This window comes from Rhizobacter sp. P5_A1, from assembly GCF_056400745.1.
Genome location: NZ_JBFUKR010000004.1, coordinates 152,013 through 174,300, shown reverse-complemented (window position 1 = coordinate 174,300; position 22,288 = coordinate 152,013). Strand labels below are relative to the sequence as shown.

Sequence of the window (22,288 nt, the reverse complement as noted above, 5' to 3'; positions counted from 1 at the left end):
TCGCGGTGGTAGGGGCGCTCGTCAGGCCGGGCTCATGGATTCACGCTGGGTGGCGAGCTGCATGATGTTCTCCTGCGTGGCGTCGGCGCCGCGCAGCTCGCCGGTGATCCGGCCTTCGCACATCACGACGATGCGGTGGCTCAGCGCCAGCACCTCGGGCAGCTCGGACGAGATCATCACGATGGCCTTGCCCTGCGCGGCCAGCGCGTTCAGCAGCTTGTAGATCTCGGCCTTCGCGCCGACGTCGATGCCGCGCGTGGGCTCGTCGAAGAACAGGATGTCGCAGTCGCGCAGCAGCCATTTCGAGATCACGATCTTCTGCTGGTTGCCGCCCGACAGCCGCGCCACCTGCTGCTCGACCGACGGCGTCTTGATCTGCAGCTGCCGCACGTAGCGTTCGGCCGCGGCGCGCGTCGCATTCGCATCGACGAGACCGCCGAACCTCAGGAAGCGCCACATGCTCGCCAGCGCGATGTTGGTCTCGACGTCCAGCCCGGTGGCCAAGCCGAAGTGCTTGCGGTCCTCGGAGAGGTAGCCGATGCCGTGCGCCACCGCGTCGGCCGGAGATCCGATGACCGCGTTCGCCCCGCGCACGCGAATTTCGCCCGAATCGACCCGGTCGGCACCGAAGACCGCGCGGGCCACTTCGGTGCGGCCGGCGCCCATCAAGCCGGCGAAGCCGAGGATCTCGCCTTGGCGCAGCGTGAAGTTCACGTCGCGGATGGCCTTGCCGCGGTTCAGCCCGCGCACCTCGAGGACGACCTCGTTGCGGGAGGTGTCGGACGCCTCGTTGGTCATTGCGGCGAGCTCGCGCCCGACCATCATGCCGATGATGCGATCGACGCTGGTGCCGGCCATCGGCAGCGTCGCGATGGTCCGTCCGTCGCGCATCACGGTGACGCGGTCGGCGATCTGCTGCAGCTCGTCCATCTTGTGCGAGATGTAGACGATGCCCACACCTTGCGCCTTCAGCTGCCGGATGATGCGGAACAGGTCGGCGACCTCCTCGTTGTTCAGCGCCGCGGTCGGCTCGTCCATGATCAGCACGCGCGAGTCGAACGACAGCGCCTTCGCGATCTCGACCATCTGCTGGCGCGCGACCGTCAGCGTGCCGACCGGCGTGCGCGGGTCGAGCGCCAGGTTCATGCGCTCGAAGATGCGGCGCGCCTGCGCATCGAGTGCGTCGTCGTCGAGGAACAGGCCGAAGCCTCGACGCGGTTCACGCCCGATGAAGATGTTCTGCGCGGCGCTCAGGTGGCTCATCAGGTACAGCTCCTGATGGACGATGCCGATGCCGTGCGCCTGCGCCGCGCGCGGGCTGTCGATCTCGATGGCGCGGCCGTCGAGCAGGATCTCGCCGGCGTCGCGCTGGTACACACCGGCCAGCACCTTCATCAGCGTCGACTTGCCCGCGCCGTTCTCGCCCATCAGGGCGTGCACCTCGCCGGGCAGCAACTCGAGCTGGCAGTTCTCGAGCGCGCGAACGCCGGCAAACGACTTCGAGAGGTGCCGGATCGAGATCAGCGGGTTCGCTGGGTCGGTGTTCATCGCGTCGGCGAGATGGAGTCAGTGCGCGAGGGCATAGAAGCGGCTCGCGTTGTCGTGCCAGATGCGCGCCTGCTCGGCCGACGGCAGCGCGCCGATGAGCGCGTCGCACACCTCGACCCAGCGGTCGAAGTCTGCCGCAAGGTTCAGCACCGGCCAATCGCTGCCCCACATCAGCCGATCCGGGCCGAACCATTCGAGCAGGCGATCCCACACCGGGCGCACGGCGTCGATCGCGGCGGGCAGCGTCCGGGTCTGCGACGCGGGGACTTCGGTCAACAGCCCCGACAGCTTGCACATCACCTGCGGGTGCGCGGCGAGCGCGGCCATGTCGTGCTCCCAGCGCGCAACCCAGTCGGCATCCCAGCCGGTGCTCAGTGGCGCGCTCAGTGGCGGTTTGGCGGCATGGTCGACGACCACGGGCAGTCCCGGATGGCGGCGCACGAACTCGAGCAGCGGCGCGAGCTGCGCCGGCTTGACCAATGCGTCGAAGCGCAGCCCGAGATCCATCAGCGCCTGCGCCGTGTCCGGGTGCGGCATGCGCGCGATCCAGTCGGCTTCCGGCAGATCCTGCAGCATCGGCCGCACGCCCTTGAACTTGGGATCGCGGGACCAGCGCTGCAACGCGTCGACCGCGTCGCGCCGGCTCAGGTCGACCCAGCCGACGACGCCGCCGATCCAGTCGTGCGCGCCGGCGAGTTCGAGCAGGAATGCCGTCTCCGCCTCGCTCGCCGCGGCCTGCACGAGCACGGTCCGGACGACACGGTGCCGGCGCATCAAAGGGTGCAGAGCATCGGGCATGAAATCGCGGTAGAGCGGCTGCAGCGCCGGCACGTCCGGTCGCAGCCAGGCGTAGTCGCCACGGGCGAGGCGCCAGAAGTGCTGATGGGCATCGATGCGGGCGGTCATGCTGCTCATGCTCATGCTCATTCTCGTGCCGTGAGCCGCGCCCCGCCGAACCCGATCGGCTCGCCGCGAACGACTTCGAAGCGCACGGTGAACCAGGCCAGGTCCAGTCCCGGCGGCAGTGCGAATTGCAGGTCCTGCGCTTCGGGCCGCTCCTTTCGGCCCAGGGAGGTGCCGTTGCAAAACACCTCGCAGCGGCCGGCCAACTTGAAGAACTGCACTTGGCCGCCGAGGTTCCTGATGGTGGCGAAGGGCCTCAGCTCCGCGCCGAACACGACATGGCCGCTCTGGTCCGGCCGTTGCACGGCCCTGGCGCCGACCCAGCCCCAGCTGTTCATGTCCCGGGGCGCGGGACGCCAGTCAGCCGGCGGCAGATCCGGTACGAGCGGCGAATTGCGCCAGCCCGCGATCGCCTGAACCGGGGCCGGGGAGGCTTCGTGGACGGCGCCCGGCGCTCCCGGCGCGATACGCACGCTGCAGACAGCCGCCTCGAGCCCGGGCGCGTCGGCGGTGAGTTGCAAGCTGCCCGACGAACCTTCGCGCGTCTGGACGATCGCCTGCGCGAGGCCGTTGAACAGGCGGCGCGTGGGCCCTTTCTCGCCATCGGTGTCGTTCGGGTCGCCGTTGCCCAGGCCGACCAGCTGGGCGCCTTCGACGCGGAAACTCACGACGTGCTGGGCCGTTGGCACCGGCCGGCCTTGCGTGTCCAGGGCCTCGACCTTGAACGGCTGCGCGTCGAGCCCGTCGCCGGTCAGGGTCAGGCGCTCCGGCGTGAGGCGCAGGCGCACGGCCGGGCCCGTGGTTTCCACCGCGTCGCGAACCACCACCTGGCCGCTGCGATAGCCGATCGCCTCCAGCCGGCCCGGCGCGTACGGCACCTGCCAGCGGCTCATCTCGTAGCGGTCGCCATGTTGTCGCCCGATGAGTGCGCCGTTCAACCGCAGCTCCACCTCGTCGACGTTGCCGCAGGCCATGACGGTGATCTGCTCGCCCTCACGACCGGGCCAGTTCCAGTGCGGCACGATGCGCAGCACCGGCTCGTCGACCCATTGCGCCCTGTGGATCCAGAACGCTGTCTTCTCGAAACCGCACAGATCCATGATCCCGAAGAACGTGGCGTTCGACGGCCATTCGTGCGGCGTGGGCTCGCCGTGGTAGTCGAACCCCGACCAGACGAAGCCGCCGGCCACGAAATCGCGCTCGGCGATGGCCTTCCATGCGGCGCGATGCGTGAGGCCCCAGCTGGCACGGTCGTCGTCGTAGGAGGCGAAGACATGCCGCTTCGCATCCGTGCTGTATTCGCCGCGTGTCATGTAGCCGCAGGTGTCTTCCGACGAGGTGATGGGCACGTTCGGAAAGGCCTTGTGGAACGCGTCGTAGGCGCCGGTCTGGTAGTTGAAGCCCACCACGTCGACCGCCTGTGCCGCGTTGTCGAGCGCCAGCACGCCGTCGTTCATCGCCGCGGTCACCGGGCGCGTGCGATCGAGCCGCTTGACCACATGCACCATGCGCCGCACCATCTCGCGCCCCTGCGCGCTGCCCTGCATCGGCTCCTCGTTGAACACCGACCAGAGGATCACCGACGGATGGTTGCGGTCGCGCCGCACCAGCCACTCCAGCTCCGCCATGTGCTCGCTCGACGGGTTGAAGACCCGGTTCTCGTCCATCACGAGAAAGCCCATGCGGTCGCACAGCTCGTAGAAGGCGCCGTCCTGCGCGTTGTGCGCGCAACGGATCGCATTGCAGCCCAGCGCCTTCAGGCGTTGCAGCCGGTATTCGAGGATGCCGCGCGGCACCGCGACGCCCACGCCGGCGTGGTCCTGGTGGATGCACACGCCCTTGAGCTTGACATGCCGGCCGTTGAGGAAGAAGCCCCTCTGCGGATCGAAGTGCTGCGTGCGAAAGCCGCAGGGCGTCTCGACTTCATCGCGCACCGTGCCCTCATCGAACAGCTCGGTGTGCATGCGATAGAGCGTGGGCGATTCCACCGACCACAGGCGCGGATCGTCGACGGCCATCTGCAGGGTCGCCACCGACTTCTCCAACGGCACCGCGGTGAGCCGCTTCTCGATGCGCGCGATGCGCCGGCCGTGCTCGTCGAACAGCGTGCAACGCAGCTCCACTTCGCGCGACGTCGCCAGCGTGCTGCCGACGGTTACCTCGATCGGAACGACCCAGCGCGGCCCGCGCTTCACCGGATGGGCGAACACGCCGTCGGTGACGATGTGCACCGGGTGGCGCTTCACCAGCCAGGTGTTGCGGTAGATGCCCGCGCCTTCGTACCACCAGCCCTGCTGCGCCTGCGCGTCCACCCGCACGACCAGGCTGTTCAGCGCCTCGCCGTAGGTGGCGAACGGCGTGACGTCGAGAAGGATCGCGTTGTAGCCGCTCCAGTTGTGGGCCACCAGCGTGCCGTTGAACCAGATCGTCGCCAAGGTCGAGATGCCGTCGAGGTGGATCTCCAGGTGCTTGCCGCGGTCCGCTTCATCCAGGCGCACGAGGCGCCGGTACCAGGCGATCCCGCGGCGCCGGTAGCCCTGCGACGCGTTGGCCTCCGGCTGCGGCAACTGATGGCTGGCGAAGTCGTGCGGCAGCGTGACGGTGGTCCACTCGGAATCGTCGAAGTCGGCGGCGGCGCCGCCGAAGGCCACGCCGGCCTTCGCGTTCCCGTAGCTCATGCCGTGGCCACGGACCTCCGGCGGCGCGATGTCGCCTTCGAAAAATCGCCAGCCCTTGTTCAGGCTGGACACGATTCGCGTTGCCGCTCGCTGCCCGGACAGTGGCTTCACGTCCAAGGCTGACGCGGCACGCGGCAACAGCGCGATCGCGCTGGTGGCGGCCAGCAGTTCCCGGCGGTTCATGGAACCCGGTCCTCCCGGTGCGGAAACGGTGCCAGCCATGCCAGCACGATCGGCGGCAGCGAGAACAGTAGCACCAGGGCGAAGAAGCTGCCGTAGCTGTGGCCCACCGCGGACCAGACCCAGCCGCTGACGGTGCCGGTGGACCACTTCGTCAGCGCCATCACGCCGGTGGCCATCGCGTAGTGCGTCATCCTGAAGGGGCCCGGCGCCACCTGCTGCATCATGTAGAGCATGTGGCCCACCGAGCCCATGCCGAAGCCGAACTTCTCGAGCGCGACGATGGCGCCGATCCACAGCGTGCTCTCGGGCAGCGCCTGGCTCAGGAAGAAGTAGGTGAGGTGCGGCAGGTTCAGCACCAGCGCGAGCACGAAGAACGAGCGCGGCAGCGTGCGCCGCGCGACGAGGAAGCCGCCGAGAAACGCGCCGGCGATGAATGCGATGGTGCCGGCCGTGCCGTTGATGAAGCCGAGCGCCTCGTTGTCCAGGCCGAGCCCGCCGGCGCTGCGCGGGTCGAGCAGGAACAGCGGGCCGAACTTCTCGATGAAGCCCTCGCCGAAGCGGTAGAAGAAAATGACCGCCAGCATCATCCAGATCTGCGGCTTGCGGAAGAACGAGGCCCACGATTCGCGCAGCGCGATCAAGGCCACGGCGAGGCTCTCGCCTTGCACGGCCGAGGGGGCGCCGGGCGGCAGCACGCGCAAATGCCACAGGCCGAAGGCGCCCATGGTCAGGGCCGCGGCGGTCACCACGATCATCCAGCACTGCACCCACGGCAGGCCCATGTGCTTGTGCAGCCATCCGGTCAGCGAGACCAGCAGGCCCGAGGCGATCACGGCACCCAGGTTCCAGCACATGCCCTGCAGGCCGGCATAGCGCGCCTGGTCGCGCAACGGCATCGTCGTCATGAACACGCCGTCGGCCACGGTGTCCTGCGTGGCCGAGGCGAAACCGGTGATCCAGAAGAACGCGAGCGAGGCGCGGAAGAACCCTTCCAGCGGCAGGCAGAACGCCACCAGGCCGAGCGAGGCCATCATCGTGAACTGCATGCTGATCACCCACCAGCGCTTGGTGCGCAAGGGCTCCAGCAGCGGCGCCCACAGCGGCTTGAGCACCCACGGCAGGTACATCTGCGAGGTGTAGAGCGCGATGTCCTCGTTGGAGACGCCGAGGTTCTTGTAGATGATGGCCGCGACCACGCCGACCATCACGTTGGGCAGGCCCATCGCGAGGTAGAGGGTTGGCACCCAGGCGAGCGGGTGTCGCGCGGGCGGGTGCGCATCGATCACCGCGCCGGTCAGCGCGGGGGCGTTGGTGGTCATTCGTTGGGCTTTCGCGTTCATCATTGGGGGCGGTCGACAACGGGCATGGGCGCTATTGCAAGAGATCGACCGGCGCCGATCGCGCTCCTGGCGTCAGTTCCTGCAGCGCCGCGCTGACGTAGACCAATGGCGCGTTCCAGTTGATCGCGACCTCGTTGGTCGTGTAGCTGCAGAAATGATCGAGCCAGGACTTCGCCGGTGCCTTCGACGCATACGGCACGGGGCAGCCCTTCGCATCGCCCTGGTCGGCATGGGGCCCGCCGACCAGGAAGCCGGGCACCGGCGCTTCGACGCCATCGGCCTGCGACGGGCGGTGATGCGGATGGCGCGGTGAGCGTTCGCCGAAGCCGGTGACCATGGAGGAGCCGGTGGCGTTGCGGCCCAGCACGTAGTCCAGCGCCGCCTGCGCCGCGTCGAGCTGGCGGCGCTCGCCGGTGAGGCGATAGCCCTGGATCAGCATCAGCGCCTGGTTCAGCGCGACCGCGTTGCTGCCCCAGATGAAGTCGTTGTCCTGCAGCGCGACGCGGTACGGTGAGGCGCTCCAGGCGTCGGCGAGCTTCGCGGCCATCTCCACGATGCGGCGCTCGATCAGCGCGCGGTCGGCCGCCGGCGTGAGCTGCGCGCGGTGCTGCGCGAGCGTGATCCACGCGAGCGAGCCGACGTTCGGCCAACCGGGCACATCGATAGTCAGCGCGGACAACTTCAGCGCCGAGAGGTAGGCATCGTCGCGCGTCGTCACATACAGCTCGGCCGCGGCCCAGGCGAATTCGTCGCCGAGTTCGTGATCGTCGTAGCCGCCGGTATGGATGTCGCCCGGCTGGCGATAGACCACCGCCGGATGCGCCTTCGCCCACGCCCAGGCGGCCTTCGACGCCGCGAGCATGCGCGCGGCCAGGCCGGGACGCTGCGCCTCGAATGGCGCGAGCACGCGGCTCGCCTGTGCCATCACCGCCGCGAAGTCGAGGGTCGCCGCCGCGGTTTTCATCACCACGTAGCGCGGGCCTGTCGACTGATGCGGCATCACGGCGCCGTCAAAGCCGGCGCCGGTGAGCTTGTGGTAGACGCCACCGTCGGCCGGATCCTGCATCGCGAGCATCCAGTCGAGGTTCCACAGCGCCTCGTTCAGCACGTCCGGGATGCCGTTGCCGCTTTCCGGAATGTTCAGCGACTGATCCTGGAAGAAGGCGGGGAAGTGCTCGTACGCAGCGAGCAGCGTGTACAGCGTGATGCCGGAGTTGACGACGTACTTGTTGTAGTCGCCGGCGTCGTACCAGCCCTTGGGCGCCGAGATCACCGTGCCTTCGGGGCGGCCGGGGCCGGCGGCCGAGGCATGCACGAGCACCTGCGTGTCCGCGTGACCCGGAGGGCGCGCCCACGCGCCGGCCTGCTGCGGCTTGAGCTCGATGCTCGCGCGGTTGTAGGTGTAGGCGCGGATCGCCGCGGCATTCAGGGCAGCGTAGGCGTGAGGCGCGATCGCAAAGCGCGGCGAGTCCGGCAAGCCGTCGACATGCACGCGGTACTCGCCCGGGCCCATGAAGGACGAGAACTCGGCCAGCCGCAGCACTTCCTGAGCCGGTTCCCAGCGCCGCGGCGGCGCAAGCGTGCCGCGAAAGGCGACGCGGCCATTGTTCGCATCGACGATGCTGAACGCGCCCGACGCGGTCTCGGGCACGGCCGCCCACTTGGCCGAGCCCGGCAGGAAGCCCAGCTGGTTGACCTGGATGCCGGCGGCGGGCGGTGGCCTGTCGCAGGCCTGCAGCGCGCAGGCCAGCGCGACGCATGCAAGGCGCTTCACGGCGTGCCCTCCCACATCACCTTGTCGCTGGCACCGGTGTCGGTGCGCACGCCGATCTCGTTGCGCCCGGGCACGAGCGGCACGTCGCGCCAGACGGCGATGCGGTCCACCGGTCTGACGCTGCCGAACACGACGCCGTTGACTTCCAGCGTCGCGCGGTGCGCGTTGGTGTAGGCCTTGATCGCCGTCTTCGCGGCGGGGCGCGGCGTCAGGGGCGCGCTCCCGATGTGGACCATCGGTGTGCGGCTCCAATGCGCGCGATAGAAGTGGTAAGCGTCCTTGTGCATCTTGCGGTCGTAGGTGACGAGGCCCTTGTCGTTGAAGCCCGGCCGGTCGCCCTCGTTGCGTCCGGCCGATGCGTGGTCGAAGGCGAGCCACACGAAGCTGCCCGCGAGCCAGGGTCGCGCTTCGATCTGCGCCCAGTAGGCTTCGTGGAACAGCGCCTGGTATTGCTCGGGATGCCAGCGGCTCGCGGGCTGCGGGCGCCGTGGCGGGTCCTCCTGCTGCAGCACGCTCGCGCCGGCGCCGTATTCGCTGATCGCGAAAGCGCGCTGCGGCAGCCGCGCGCGCAGGGCATCGGCCCAGGGGCCGAGGTCGGTGAGTTCGCCGTCGTACCAGCCCCAGTAGCGGTTGTATCCCGTGAGGTCGGCCTGCATCGCCATCGGGTGGTCGTCGGCGGCGCAGCAGTGCGCGTAGGCGGTCAGGCGCGTCGGATCCTCGCGCTTGGCCTGCGCATGCAGTTCGGCGAGCTGCGTGCGGATCGCTTCGTCGCTGCGGTAGACCTCGTTGCCCAGGCCCCAGATCGCGACCGATGGATGGTGACGGTTCTGCCGGATCAGCTCGCTCAACTGTTGCGCGAGGTTGGCTCGGAAGCCTTCGCTCTCGTCCATCGCAGCGTTGAGCGGGACCTCGGTCCACAGCACGAAGCCGAGCTCGTCGGCGCGTTCGTAGACGCGCGATGGATGCTGAAAGTGCACCAGCCTCAAACCCGTGACGCCGAGCTCCTGCAGGATGCGCAGGTCCTCGTCGATCTCGGCATCGTCCACCGCCAGCCCCTTGCCGGGCCGGCCGGGATGGAAGTAGTTCACCCCGTGCAGCGGGTACGGCTCGCCGTTGAGCAGGAACCCGCGTTGCGAATCGACGGCCACATGGAGGATGCCCACGGGCACGCTGAGCTCGTCGACCACGGTGCCGCGTTGCAGCAGTTCGACGCTGAGGCGGTAGAGGAAGGGGTCGCGCACGCCTCGCCACAAGTGCGGATGCGCGAGCGTGAGGCTCGTGCGCTCGGTCTCGGTCGCGTCGGCCTGCACCCGCAGGCCATGTTCGCGTCGCAGCACTTGCCGGCCTTGCGCGTCGCGCAAGGTCAGGCGCACGCTCACGCGCCGCGCGTGCGTCAGCGCGTTGCGCACACGAACCGTGATCCGCATCCGCGCCGCGGCCGCCGACACGTCGTCGGCCACCGCCTCGATGCCCGGCCCGCCATGGTCCAGCAGGTCGATGTGCAGCGGCGCTGTCTCGATCAGCCGCACGCGGCGGTACAGGCCGCCGAAGACCGTGAAGTCGCCACCGAGCGGCGCGACCGTCGGCTGGGCGGCGTTGTCCACACGGACCGCCAGCGTGTTGCGGCCGGGGCGCAGCAGCTCGGTCACGTCGAAGCGAAAGCGCGCGTAGCCGCCCTCGTGTCGGCCGGCGCGCTGACCGTTGACCCACACGTCGGCCACCAGCGCTGCGCCATCGAATTCGAGGAAGCGGCGTCGGCCGGGCTGCGCGGGCGCGATGTCGAGCGCGAGCCGGTACCACGCCGGGCCGCGGTAGTACGCGCCGCCGGCTTCGCCATCCACGGCATTGAACGTGTGCGGCAGCGTCACCGGCGCCCAAGACGCATCGTCGAAGTCCGACGCCTGCGCGCCGGCCGCGTCGTTGCGCATAAAGCGCCAAGGCCCGTCGAGCGCGGTCGCGCTGCGCGGGGCGGCTTGCGCAAGCCCGCACAGCGCGAGCAGCGCGATGGCCGCCCACTTGCGCAGGCAGGGGCGAACGCGCGTCAGACCGTCCAGCTGCATGCGCCGGTCGTCTCCTGCAGCGGACCCGGCTTGCCGTCGACCTCGAGTCGCCACTGGCGCAGTGCGCCTTCGGTCACCGTCGCGGTGTACGTGCTGCCCTCGCGACGCACCGTGCCGCGCGCCGCAACGCGGCCTTGCGGCGAGGCCACGGTGAAGGTCGCGCTCGTGCCATCGGCCAGCGCGAAGACGCGCAAGGTCACGCCCTGCGCGTAGTCGTAGTCGGGCCGCTCGGCCTCGCTGCCCCACGGCAGGACCGTGTTCGGCGCCACGTACAGCGGCAGGCTGAAGAAGTCATGCGTCTCGCGATGCCAGCGTCCGCCGTCCTTCACCTCGCCCGAGAGCAGATGCGTCCAGCGACCCGCGGGCAGGTAGACGTCGACCTCGCCGCTGTCGGTGAACACCGGCGCCACGAGCAGCGATTCGCCCAGCTGGTACTGGCGGTCGAGCGTCGTGCAGGCCGGGTCGTGCGGATGCTCGACGAGCATCGAACGCATCATCGGCACGCCGGTCTCGGTCGCCTCGATGGCCTTCGCGTACAGGTAAGGCATCAGGCGGTGCTTCAGGCGCGTGAAGGCCTGCAGCACGACGCAGCTCTCCTCGTCCACCAGCCAGGGCACCCGATAGAAGCTGCTGCCATGCAGGCGGCTGTGCGACGACAGCAGGCCGAACTGGATCCAGCGTTTGTAGACGGCCGGCGGCGGGTTGCCCTCGAAGCCGCCGATGTCGTGGCTCCAGAACGCGAAGCCGCAGCTCGTCAGCGACAGGCCTCCGCGCAGGCTCTCGGCCATCGACTCGAAGTTGGACCAGCAGTCACCGCCCCAATGCACCGGGAAGCGCTGGCCCGAGGCATAGCTGGAGCGCGCGAACACCACGGCGTCTTCGCCCTTCGTGTCGCGCAGCACCTCGAACACCGCCTCGTTGTAGAGCAGCGGGTAGAGGTTGTGCATCTCGACCGGATCGGAGCCGTCGTGGTAGACGACGCCCTGGTCGGGGATGCGCTCGCCGAAGTCGGTCTTGAAGCAGTCGACGCCCATCGCGACGAGCCGGCGCAGGTGCCCCTGATACCAGACGGTGGCCTCCGGATTCGTGAAGTCCACGATCGCCATGCCGGGCTGCCACAGGTCGGTCTGCCAGGTCAGTCCGTGATGTGTCGGGTCCTTCCGCTTGATGAAGTAGCCCTTCTCCACGCCCTCCTTGAACAGCGGCGACTTCTGCGCGACGTAGGGGTTGATCCAGAGGCTGATCTTCAGCCCCTTGGCATGCAGGCGCGCGAGCATGCCCTCCGGGTCGGGGAAGCCGCGCCGATCCCACTCGAAGTCGCACCACTGGAATTCGCGCATCCAGAAGCAGTCGAAGTGGAACACCGCGAGCGGCAACTCGCGCCGCTTCATCTCGTCGATGAAGTGGGTGGCGGTGGCCTCGTCGTACTGTGTCGTGAACGAGGTCGTCATCCACAGGCCGAAGCTCCACGCGGGTGGCAGCGGGGCACGGCCGGTGAGGGCGGTCAGGCGCTGCAGCACTTGCTTGGGCGTCGGGCCCGCGATCACGCAGTAGTCGAGGCTCTCGCCTTCGCGACTGAACTGCACGCGCGCGGTCTTCTCCGAGGCGACCTCGAACGACACCGGCCCCGCCTCGTTCACCAGCACGCCGTAGCCGCGGCTGGTGAGATAGAACGGCACCGCCTTGTAGGCCTGCTCACAGGCGGTGCCGCCATCCTTGTTGGTGTTCTCCACCACCTGGCCGTTCTTCACGAACGGCGTGAAGCGCTCGCCGAGGCCGTAGACGCTTTCGCCGACCGCGAGCGTGAGCTGCTCGTGCACGAAGTTGCCTTTGTCGGCCCACTGGATGTAGCCGAGGCTGCGCCAGTCGCTGCGCGTGAGCAACTTGTCGCCTTCACGGAAGGTGAGGCTCCAGCCCTCGCCCTTGCGCAGCTGCACCGAGAGCGCACCGGAGCTGAGGGTGGCGTGGGTCTCGGTCTCCTCGATGCGCACGGCGGGCTTGCCGGCACCCGGCATCGGCACGTGCAGCCTGGCCGGCTGCGACGCGGAGAAGTGCTCCACGCTGACGCGGATCACGCCTTCCATCGGCGAACTCAGCGTGACGCTGAGCGTGGGGCCTTGCAGCGTGTCGCCGCGGTGCTTGATCGGGCGTGTGGCGGCGAGCACCACGAGCTTGTCGTCGTGGGCCTCCACGGCATAGGCCTCGCTCGCATAGTGCGCCGCGGCGCCGGGTTGCAGTAGCCACTGTCCATCGGTGAACTTCATCGCAATCTCGGGGAATGGTTGTTGGAAACGAAAACCTACTTCGCGGCCGGTGCCAGCGTGACCAGCACGACATCGTTGCTGCGCATCGGCAGTTTCCACTGCAGCCGGCCATCGGCGCCGACGCGCACCGCGCGGTCCACCTCGGGCCTGTCTGCCGTGATCTGCTGCAGCTTGCGCAGTTGCTCCGCGTTGAGCTCCTTTGGCGACCCCATCTCGAGGTAGGCGGTGTGCGCGTCGTTGGCCTTGTAGCCGGTACGGCTGACCTGCACGCGGTAGCGGCCCGGGGCGAGGTGGCGCAACTCCAGTTGCACAGTGCGCGCTTCGGTCGGCGGCACCGGCTTGCCGAAGAAGACACCGTTGCTCGTGGGTTGTTCCCGGTGCTGCCAGTCCCACACGAGCACGGCGGTCCTGGTGCCGTCGGCCGCCGCGAGCACGGTCTCCTCGGCGCTGGGAATCTCCTTGCCGCGCAGCGCATGCAGGTACTTGTAGGCGAACCACGCCGGCTTGCGCACGCCCTCGCGCGTCATCAGGCCGAAGCCGCCGTGGAAGGGCCGATCGGGCGGGCCGGGTTCCTCGAACAGGTCGCTGTAGGTCCAGTAGCTCATCGCCTGCGCGAGGCCGCGCGTGCCGCGCAGCTTGGTCAGGATCCACGAGGCGCTGATGTAGCTGTCGTGCACGCGGTCGCGCGGGTTGTAGCTGGTGCTCCACTCGGTGATGTACAGCGGCAGCCCGGGGAAGGCCGAGGCCTCGATCTGCTGGCGCACGCGCTTCACGTCGCCGATGATCGAATCCGGGTTCGGCGAGAGCTTGCGGTCGGACTGGCCGAACTCGTCGAGAAAGCCTTCCTCGACGCCGTAGGTGTGCGTGGTGATGAAGTCCACCGGTACGCCGTTGGCTTTGGCATGGGCGAGGAACTCGGGCACCCAGGCGGCGCCGGCGGTGGACGGCCCGCCGACACGGATCAAAGGGTCGATGCCCTTGATCACGCGCGCGCTGGCCGCATACAGCTCGAAGTACGCCTTCTGGTCGGCGCGCTCCCAGAAGCCGTCGAGGTTGGGCTCGTTCCACACCTCGAAGGGCCACTTGCGCACCTCTTCGGCGCCGTAGCGCTCGATCAGGTGGCGCACGAAGGCATCGATCAGCTCGGCCCACGGCCCCGGCTGGGGGTGCGACGTGTTGCCCTTCCAGTAGAAGATCGTCTGCTTCGAAGTCGTCATCACTGTCGGCGTGAAGCCCAGCTCGATGAACGGCTTGATGCCGCGCGCGAGCAGCGCGTCGTAGAGCTTGTCGACACCGCCGAAGTCATAAGTGATGCGGCCCTCCACCTTGCGCACCGTGCCGAGCACGTCGTGGAAGATGTCGTGCAAGCGCACGTAGCGGAACCCGAGTTCATCGACCGCAATCTTCAGTTGGGCCAGGTTCTCGGCACGGCCCGTGGTACCGGGGTAGTCGGCGCCGACCGAAAGGTCGAAGAACCGGTCCACCGGCTGCGCCGCGCGCGCGAGGTCCAATTCGACCTGCCGGTGCGGCGGGCCGCCTGCCGTGGCCGCGGATGCGCAGCACAGGCCCAGCGCGAGTGTTGCCCAACGAACATTCCGCACGCCTTGTTCCTTTCTCAAGCGGCGACCCCTGCTGCCGAGGCCGCGCGCTCGGGGCTCGCGAGCGGTTCGGCCTTGCAGTGGCGGTCGATGTACTCGGTGTGGGCCGGCATGCCGGCCACGGTGCCGGCGATCGCCTTGTGCAGGCGAGTGAAGTGCGTGCGCAGCGTCTGCTCGTCCACGAGGTCGACGAAGGGGTCGTGCGTCCGCGGCGCGAGCCCGAGACCGATCATCATCGAGATCCACGACGATTCGGCGAAGCTGTCCGAGTCGAGGATGGCGACTCGGCCGCTGGCGCGGAACAGCTCGATCTGGTGCCGCAGCGTGTCCGGGATCGGCATCGCCGCGCAGTGGCGCCAGAATTCGGAATCGCTGCGCTCGGTGAGCTTGTAGTGCAGGATGATGAAGTCGCGGATCGACTCGTATTGCTTCGCCATCTTGCGGTTGAATTCCGCCGCCAGGCCGGGCTCGAAGTCGCGGTCGGGGAACAGTTCGACCAGCCGGCCGACACCGTCCATGATGAGCTGGATGCTGGTGGATTCGAGCGGCTCCAGGAAGCCGGACGACAGGCCCACCGCGACCACGTTCTTCACCCAGCATTCGCGCCGCCGCCCGGTCGTGAAGCGAAGCTGCCTCGGCGTGTCGAGTGCCTCGCCGTCCAGGTTGTCGAGCAGCACCCGGGCCGCCTCGGCGTCGGTCGTGAAGTGATTGCAATACACGTGGCCGTTGCCAGTGCGGTGCTGCAGCGGGATGCGCCACTGCCATCCGGACGAACGCGCGGTCGACGTGGTGTAGGGCGTGAGCTTGGCGGCCTTCGCGCAGGGCACCGCCAGCGCGCTGTTGCAGGGCAGCCAGGCGCTCCAGTCCTCGTAGTCCGACTTCATCGCGCCGCCGATCAGCAACGCGCGAAAGCCCGAGCAGTCGACGAACAGGTCGCCGTCGATGCGGCGGCCATCGCGCAGCTTCACCGCGGCGACGAATCCGTCCTCGGGGCGCAGCTCGACGTCGACGATCATTCCTTCGATGCGCTGCACGCCGCGCTGCATCGCGTACTCGCGCAGGTAGGCGGCGTACAGGCCGGCGTCGAAATGAAAGGCGTACGAGTAGGCGTTGTGCGCCGAAGGCTGGTCGCCGGTGGGCGGGATGAAGCGGTCCTGGCGCGCCATCACCGTGGCGGTGGACCACTCCTCGTACGAGCGCATGTCGCCCGCCTGCGCCAGGCGCAGCCAGTACATGAACGACGAGCGGTTGTGGATCGGCGGACCGAAGCCGCCGAAGCCGTGGAAGAAGCGGTGGCCCGCGCGCCCCCAGTCCTTGAACTCGATCCCGAGCTTGAAGGTCGCCTGCGTCTTCTTGACGAAGTCCACGCCGTCGAGGCCGAGGGTCTGGTTGTAGAAGCGGATCGGCGGCAGCGTGGCCTCGCCCACGCCCACGGTGCCGATCTCCGGGGACTCCACCACCACGATCTCGCAGCGCCGGTGGTCGTGACCCTTGAGCATCTGCGCCAGTGGCGCGGCCGCCATCCAGCCGGCGGTGCCGCCGCCGACGATGACGATCTTTCGGATGGCCTTGTCATTCATTTGTGGATTTCCAGATCGGGCGCGGCGAGCGCGCGTGGGCGATGCCATCTCGGGCGGTCGCATGCGAGCCCGCCGATGTCGTACGCGCAGGGGATGCCTGCCGGACCCCCAACGCGTCGCGACATGCAGCCGCCGCAACCGAGGGAAGTCTGGCCCCGAGCTGTTCGGAAGAGGTTAGGTGTTTACGCCGATTTGATTAGTTCGACGCCCGAATTAATATCCGGCCCAGTTGAAACCTTCCCCTTCCCATAGCGGCGACATGAATTTCCTCGGCGTCGATCTCGGCACTTCCGAAGTCAAGCTTCTGCTCATCGATGCAGTCGGCTCGGTGCTGGGTACGGCCGGTGCGCCGCTGCAGGTGTCGCGACCGCACCCGCTGTGGTCCGAGCAGGCGCCGCAAGACTGGTGGAGCGCTCTCGAGACGGCGATTGCCGAGTTGCGTCGTACGCATGTGCAGGCCTTTGCCGAGGTGCGTGCGATCGGTCTGTCGGGTCAGATGCATGGTGCGGTCCTGCTCGGTGCGCACGACGATGTACTGCGGCCTGCCATCCTGTGGAACGACGGGCGCAGCCATGCCGAGTGCGACGAGCTCACGCGGCGGGCGCCGATGCTGCACGCAGTGGCCGGCAACCTCGCGATGCCCGGTTTCACGGCCCCGAAGCTGCTGTGGGTGAGGGCGCACGAGCCCGAGCTGTTTGCCCAGGTGCGCAGCGTGCTGCTGCCGAAGGACTACCTGCGCCTGCGGTTGACTGGCGAGAAGGTGTCCGACCCCTCCGACGCGGCCGGCACCCTGTGGCTCGACGTTGCGGCGCGCGACTGGTCCGACGATCTGCTCGCGGCCTGCGACCTGAACCGCTCGCAGATGCCGCGGTTGGTGGAGAGCAACCGACCGAGCGCGTGCCTGCGGCCCGAGATCGCCAAGGCCTGGGGGCTCGGGCCGGAAGTCGTTGTTGCCGCAGGCGCGGGCGACAACGCCGCGAGCGCCATCGGCATCGGAGCGGTGCGCCCGGGCGACGGTTTCATCTCGCTGGGCACCTCGGGGGTGCTCTTCGTCGTCAACGACCGCTTCAGCCCGAATCCCGCGTCTGCGGTCCATGCGTTCTGCCATGCGCTGCCGCAGCGCTGGCACCAGATGAGCGTGATGCTGTCGGCGGCGAGCTGCCTCAAGTGGTTCGTCAACTTCAGCGGCGCACGCGACGAGGCCTCGTTGCTGGGCGAGGTCGGCGTGCTGCCCGGCGCGTCGATGGCCCACGCACCGATCTTCCTGCCCTACCTCGCGGGTGAGCGCACGCCGCACAACGACCCGTTCGCGCAAGGCGCGTTCTTCGGCCTGACCCACGAATGCACACGTGCGCTCGGCGCGTACGCCGTCCTCGAGGGCGTGGCTTTCGGCCTGGCCGACGGCCTCGCGGCGCTGCGGGCCGGAGGCGCGGAGGTGACCCGCCTGTCGCTGGTGGGCGGCGGCGCCCGCAGCGGCCTGTGGGCGCAGCTCATAGCCGATGCGCTCGGCGTCGAGATCGTTGTTCACGCCGGCGCAGAGGCCGGCGGTGCGCTCGGCGCCGCACGCCTGGGTTGGATGGCCGTCGGCGGCTCCGAGGCGCAGGTGTGCACCAGGCCAGACGTCGCTGCAAGTCATCTGCCCGACCCCGAGCGTCATCTGCAATTGCAGCCACGGCTGCGACGTTTTCGCGAGATCTACCAGCGGCTCAAGCCTGTGTCGTTCGCCGGCGCCAGCACCTGAGCCATGTCCCACCCAACTTCATCCGTCATGACGAGCACATTTCAAGACATTCCGGCGATCCAGTACAAGGGCCCGCAGAGCGACGACCCGCTGGCGTTCCGCCACTACGACAAGAACCGCATCGTGCTGGGCAAGCGCATGGAGGAACACCTGCGCTTTGCGGTGTGCTACTGGCACACCTTCTGCTGGACCGGCACCGACCCGTTCGGCCTCGGCACCTTCCAGCGTCCCTGGTTCGACGGCGGCTCGCCGATGGAACTGGCGAAGCTGAAGGCCGCCGCCGCCTTCGAGCTCTTCGCGAAGCTCGGCGTGCCGTACTACACCTTCCACGACCGCGACGTGGCGCCCGAGGGCGCGACGCCACGCGAGAGCCACGAGAACTTCCTGCGCATCGTCGACGTGCTCGGCGAGCACCAGCAGCGCACCGGCATCAAGCCGCTGTGGGGCACGGCCAACCTCTTCAGCCACCCGCGCTTCATGGCCGGCGCGGCCAGCAACCCGGACCCGGCGATATTCGGACTGGCAACGCTGCAGGTGCGCGACGCGATGGATGCGACGCTGAAGCTCGGCGGCGAGAACTACGTGCTGTGGGGTGGCCGCGAAGGCTACGAGACGCTGCTGAACACACGCGTCGACCGCGAGCTCGACCAGCTCGGGCGCTTCCTCACGATGGTCGTCGAGCACAAGCACAAGATCGGCTTCAAGGGCGCGATCCTGATCGAGCCGAAGCCGCGCGAGCCGGTCAAGCACCAGTACGACTTCGATGTCGCCAGCGTCTACGGTTTCCTCGTGCGCTACGGGCTCGAGAAGGAAGTCAAGGTCAACATCGAAGCCAACCACGCGACGCTCGCCGGCCACAGCTTCGAGCACGAGATCGCAACGGCCTCGGCGCTCGGCATCCTCGGCAGCATCGACATGAACCGGGGCGACCCGCAGCTCGGCTGGGACACCGACCAGTTCCCGAACAGCGTGCCCGAGACCGCGCTCGCGCTGTACCACGTGCTGCGAGCCGGGGGTCTCGGCACCGGTGGATTGAATTTCGACGCGAAGGTGCGCCGCCAGTCCATCGACCCGATGGATTTGTTCCATGGTCACATCGGTGCCATGGATGTGTGCGCACGTGCGCTTGTGCTGGCCGAACAGATGATCCTGGACGGCCGGCTGGAACAAGCGCTGAAGGCCCGCTACGCCGGCTGGGAAGCCGCGGTCGGACAGGACATCCTGGCCGGTCGCGTTTCGCTCGGCGCACTGGCCGATCAGGTTCTGGCGAAGAACGCCGATACCGAGCCGGTGTCGGGTCGCCAGGAATACCTCGAGAACCTCGTCAACCGGTTCTGCGGCGCCTGAAGCCATGGCTTGGGTTCCGCAACATCTTGCTCGCGTCCAAGGAGAGATTCGGATTCCACGGTTCTAGCGGCAGCGACCGCGCTCACACACCCATCCCCGCAGAGGGAGGGCCTCGAAACCATTACAAAAGGTGCACGCAATGAGGATGAGGAGACATTTCAAAAAGACAGCGTTGTCGGTGGCGGCTGCCCAGGCGGCGCTGCTGTGCGGCGGTGTCACGATGGCACAGACCACGCCGGCCCCCGCGCAGGCCGCGTCGGCTCCGGCGCCCGCCAAGGCCGCTTCGGCGGCGGCTCCCGCGTCGGCGGCCGCTTCTGCGGCAGCGTCGGCTGCGGGCGTTCAGAGCCTCGCGCCGGTCGTGATCACCGGCCAGCGCGCGGCGCTGCAATCGGCGCAGAAGATCAAGCAGGACTCCGACGAGATCGTCGACTCGATCGTCGCCGACGACATCGGCAAGCTGCCGGATCGCTCGATCACCGAGGTGCTGCAGCGCGTGGTAGGCGTGACGATCGATCGCACGATGGCCAAGAACGATCCCGAGCACTTCTCGGTGGAAGGCTCGGGCGTGGCGATCCGCGGCCTCTCGTGGGTGCGCTCGGAACTGAACGGGCGCGACTCCTTCTCGGCCAACGGTGGCCGCGCGCTCAACTTCGAGGACGTGCCGCCCGAGCTGATGTCCGGCGTCGACGTCTACAAGAACCCGTCTGCCGAGCAGATCGAAGGCGGCATCGGCGGCCTGGTGAACCTGCGCACGGCGATGCCGTTCGACTTCCCGGGCATGAAGGCCTCGGTGTCGGCGTCGACCACCTATGACACGCTGAACAAGAAGAGCTCGCCGTCGTATTCGGCGCTGTTCAGCAACCGCTGGGACACCGACATCGGACGCTTCGGCGTGCTGCTCGACCTCGCCAGCTCGAAGAGCAAGACCCGCTCCGACTTCTTCCAGGTCGAGCCCTACTATCCGCGCAACGACGCGGTGGCGGGCCAGGACCCGGCCACCACGCTGTGGGTGCCCAAGGGCGCGCAATGGCGAACGCTGGAGTTCGAGCGCAAGCGCGACGGCGTGTACGGCGCACTGCAGTGGAAGAAGAACGACCTGGAATCGTCGCTCACCTACTTCCAGTCGAAGTACCGCATGCAGTGGGACGAGCAGGCGATCTTCGCGCAGGCCGACCCCTACAAGATCCGCGTGAACAACGGCCAGTTCGACGCGCAGGGCGGCCTGCAGTACGGCACGCTGACGAACAACGACGGCTCGCTCCTCAACTTCAACGACGACACGCGCACCTCCTGGCGCAAATCCAAGACGGAGGACCTGTCGTGGCACGTGGGCTGGAAGGCGAATGAGCGCTGGAGCTTCGGCTCCGACTTTCAGTACATCCGCGCCAAGACCTCCTCGCTGGACTCCACCGTGGCCACCGGCGTCGGCATGCCGAAGGAAACGCTGGACCTCCGGGGCTCCGACCCGACGCTGGTCTTCGACGACTCCGATCGCGCCTACCTCGCCAATCCGGCGAACTACTACTGGGCGTTCACGATGGAGCACATGGATCGCAGCAAGGCGACCGAGAAGGCCTGGAAGGGCGATGCCAAGTTCAGGTTCGACGATCCGGTGCTGCAGGACTTGCGTTTCGGCGTGCGCCTGACCGACCGTGACGCGATCTCCCAGCAGAATCCCAGCGGATACCACTGGCAGGCCGTCAGCCAGCCATGGACCGCCGGCGGCCCGGCGTACCTGAGCAAGTTCCCGGGCGGCACGCACCTCAACACCTTCCCCAACTTCTTCAACGGCAAGGTGACCACGCCGCCGTCAGTCGTCTTCCCCGATGTGTCGGTGGCCAGCGGCTTCCCCGACAGCTACACCACCTTGCACAACTACGGCCGGGACAACTGCCTGGCTCAAGGGCAGAGCGCGTCCACGTGCAACAGCTGGCCTTTCGCCTTCACGCCGGAGACCATCAGCGACGACCCCAACAGCAGTGGCACCAACAAGCAGTCGGAGCGCACGCAGGCCGCCTACACGCAACTGCGTTTCGGCTTCGAGGACTGGAAATACCCTCTGGACGGCAACGTCGGCATGCGCGTTGTGCACACCCAGGCGAAGGCGCACGGATACTTCACCTTCCCCGGCACCAGCGTCGCGCCCAACCTCACCGGCGTGCCGGTGCCGGTCATCCCGAAATACGCTCAGGCACAGGACGTCGACAACAGCTACACCGACGTGCTGCCCAGCCTCAACCTGAGGCTCAAGACCGGCAACGACGTGCAGTTCCGCTTCGCGGCGGCCAAGGCGATCGCGCGGCCTGACTTCACGCAGTTGCAGTCCTTCACCACCTTGTCCCAGACGGCGAACAAGGACAACAACGGAGTCGTCACCAGCGTCTCGCAGACCGGCACGGCCCTCGGCAACCCGATGCTCAAGCCGGTCAAGTCGACCCAGGTCGACGCGACCGCCGAGTGGTACTTCAGCCGCACCGGCTCGCTGACGCTCGCCGTATTCAACAAGGACCTGAAGGACGTCATCATCAACCAGACGTCGAGCTTCGTGGTGCCCGACGTCGACGGCAACCCGCAGGCCTTCTCGGTGACCAGCCCGGTGAACGGCGCGAAGGGCCATGCGCGCGGTTTTGAATTGGCGTTCCAGACCTACTTCGACATGCTGCCGGGCTGGCTCTCGGGCTTTGGCGTGCAAGGGAACTACACCTTCGTCAACAGCAAGACCAAGCTGTACAACCAGGTGAACCAGGCGTACTGCTCGGGCTCCAGCGGCGGCGCCGACAACCTCAACCTGAACTTGAACGGTTGCGACACCGACGGCCGCACCTTCGGCGACCTCCCGCTTCAGGGTCTGTCGCGCAATGCGTTCACGCTGGCCTTGATGTACGACCACGGCCCGCTCTCGGCGCGCATGGCGTACACGTGGCGCTCGAAGTACCTGCAGGCCGTCAACGTCAACGGTACGCAGGGCACCGACGGCACGGACACCAACCCGACCAGCCCCACCTTCGGGCAGCACAACGTCGCCTGGGGCCTGCCGGTTTGGGCCGATGCCTACGGCCAGCTCGACGCCGGCATCTTCTATAAGCTGCTGGGGGACAAGCTGACGCTGGGCCTGGAGGCGCAGAACCTCAACGATGCGAAGCAGACCCAGTTGATGGAGCAGCACATCGGGGAGAAGACCCGCGCCCTGTTCTACACCGGGCCGCGCTACACGTTCACGGCACGCTACACGTTCTGACGAACCGGGCGCGGCGGCAGCTCGCCGCCGCGCC

Annotated in this window: 12 protein-coding genes; 3 read left to right on the top strand and 9 right to left on the bottom strand. The window is 68.1% G+C overall.

Annotated features, from left to right (window positions below):
- Positions 1-21 precede the first annotated feature (21 nt).
- The 9 genes from AC1DTW_RS05955 to AC1DTW_RS05915 are packed head-to-tail and all read right to left on the bottom strand — an operon-like array spanning position 22 to position 15,928.
- Complete coding sequence (locus tag AC1DTW_RS05955) at positions 22-1,548, bottom strand: sugar ABC transporter ATP-binding protein (RefSeq protein WP_477980107.1); 1,527 nt, start codon at positions 1,546-1,548, stop codon at positions 22-24.
- A gap of 18 nt (positions 1,549-1,566) precedes the next feature.
- The gene (locus AC1DTW_RS05950) at positions 1,567-2,463 is read right to left on the bottom strand and encodes an amidohydrolase family protein (protein ID WP_477980106.1); all 897 of its coding nucleotides are present in this window, start codon (positions 2,461-2,463) and stop codon (positions 1,567-1,569) included.
- 8 nt (positions 2,464-2,471) lie between these two features.
- Positions 2,472-5,312 (bottom strand): beta-galactosidase GalA, encoded by a 2,841-nt coding sequence (galA, locus tag AC1DTW_RS05945; RefSeq protein WP_477980245.1) that lies wholly within the window; start codon positions 5,310-5,312, stop codon positions 2,472-2,474.
- Positions 5,309-6,631: an MFS transporter gene (locus AC1DTW_RS05940; RefSeq protein WP_477980105.1), complete on the bottom strand. Its 1,323-nt coding sequence runs from the start codon at positions 6,629-6,631 to the stop codon at positions 5,309-5,311. Before AC1DTW_RS05940 ends, galA begins: the two co-directional genes overlap by 4 nt.
- 52 nt (positions 6,632-6,683) lie before the next feature.
- A complete protein-coding gene (locus AC1DTW_RS05935; protein ID WP_477980104.1) occupies positions 6,684-8,426 on the bottom strand; it encodes a glycoside hydrolase family 9 protein in 1,743 nt (580 codons plus the stop codon).
- Positions 8,423-10,486 carry a glycoside hydrolase family 2 protein gene (locus tag AC1DTW_RS05930; RefSeq protein WP_477980103.1) on the bottom strand — a complete coding sequence of 688 codons (2,064 nt, stop codon included), beginning with the start codon at positions 10,484-10,486 and terminating at the stop codon, positions 8,423-8,425. Before AC1DTW_RS05930 ends, AC1DTW_RS05935 begins: the two co-directional genes overlap by 4 nt.
- Positions 10,468-12,750 carry an alpha-xylosidase gene (gene yicI, locus AC1DTW_RS05925; protein ID WP_477980102.1) on the bottom strand — a complete coding sequence of 761 codons (2,283 nt, stop codon included), beginning with the start codon at positions 12,748-12,750 and terminating at the stop codon, positions 10,468-10,470. Before yicI ends, AC1DTW_RS05930 begins: the two co-directional genes overlap by 19 nt.
- Positions 12,751-12,785: 35 nt before the next feature.
- Positions 12,786-14,351 (bottom strand): GH39 family glycosyl hydrolase, encoded by a 1,566-nt coding sequence (locus tag AC1DTW_RS05920; protein WP_477980101.1) that lies wholly within the window; start codon positions 14,349-14,351, stop codon positions 12,786-12,788.
- Between the two features lie 14 nt (positions 14,352-14,365).
- On the bottom strand, positions 14,366-15,928 hold the full coding sequence (locus tag AC1DTW_RS05915; RefSeq protein WP_477980100.1) for a tryptophan halogenase family protein: 1,563 nt from the start codon (positions 15,926-15,928) through the stop codon (positions 14,366-14,368).
- A 259-nt stretch (positions 15,929-16,187) separates the two neighbouring features.
- Here AC1DTW_RS05915 and xylB point away from each other — a divergent pair, with 259 nt between their 5' ends.
- The 3 genes from xylB to AC1DTW_RS05900 all read left to right on the top strand — a co-directional run bounded on the left by xylB (position 16,188) and on the right by AC1DTW_RS05900 (position 22,254).
- Positions 16,188-17,669, top strand: a complete 1,482-nt coding sequence (gene xylB / locus AC1DTW_RS05910) for a xylulokinase (RefSeq protein ID WP_477980099.1) — start codon at positions 16,188-16,190, stop codon at positions 17,667-17,669.
- A gap of 27 nt (positions 17,670-17,696) precedes the next feature.
- A complete protein-coding gene (xylA, locus tag AC1DTW_RS05905) occupies positions 17,697-19,016 on the top strand; it encodes a xylose isomerase (RefSeq protein WP_477980098.1) in 1,320 nt (439 codons plus the stop codon).
- Between the two features lie 178 nt (positions 19,017-19,194).
- A complete protein-coding gene (locus AC1DTW_RS05900; RefSeq protein WP_477980097.1) occupies positions 19,195-22,254 on the top strand; it encodes a TonB-dependent receptor in 3,060 nt (1,019 codons plus the stop codon).
- Positions 22,255-22,288: the final 34 nt, after the last annotated feature.

Coding starts and splice junctions, on each gene's coding strand:
- AC1DTW_RS05940 (WP_477980105.1), bottom strand. CDS start 6,631: ATGACCACCAACGCCCCCGCGCTGACCGGCGCGGTGATCGATGCGCAC.
- xylB (WP_477980099.1), top strand. CDS start 16,188: ATGAATTTCCTCGGCGTCGATCTCGGCACTTCCGAAGTCAAGCTTCTG.
- AC1DTW_RS05955 (WP_477980107.1), bottom strand. CDS start 1,548: ATGAACACCGACCCAGCGAACCCGCTGATCTCGATCCGGCACCTCTCG.
- AC1DTW_RS05930 (WP_477980103.1), bottom strand. CDS start 10,486: ATGCAGCTGGACGGTCTGACGCGCGTTCGCCCCTGCCTGCGCAAGTGG.
- yicI (WP_477980102.1), bottom strand. CDS start 12,750: ATGAAGTTCACCGATGGACAGTGGCTACTGCAACCCGGCGCCGCGGCG.
- AC1DTW_RS05950 (WP_477980106.1), bottom strand. CDS start 2,463: ATGAGCAGCATGACCGCCCGCATCGATGCCCATCAGCACTTCTGGCGC.
- xylA (WP_477980098.1), top strand. CDS start 17,697: ATGACGAGCACATTTCAAGACATTCCGGCGATCCAGTACAAGGGCCCG.
- galA (WP_477980245.1), bottom strand. CDS start 5,312: ATGAACCGCCGGGAACTGCTGGCCGCCACCAGCGCGATCGCGCTGTTG.
- AC1DTW_RS05915 (WP_477980100.1), bottom strand. CDS start 15,928: ATGAATGACAAGGCCATCCGAAAGATCGTCATCGTCGGCGGCGGCACC.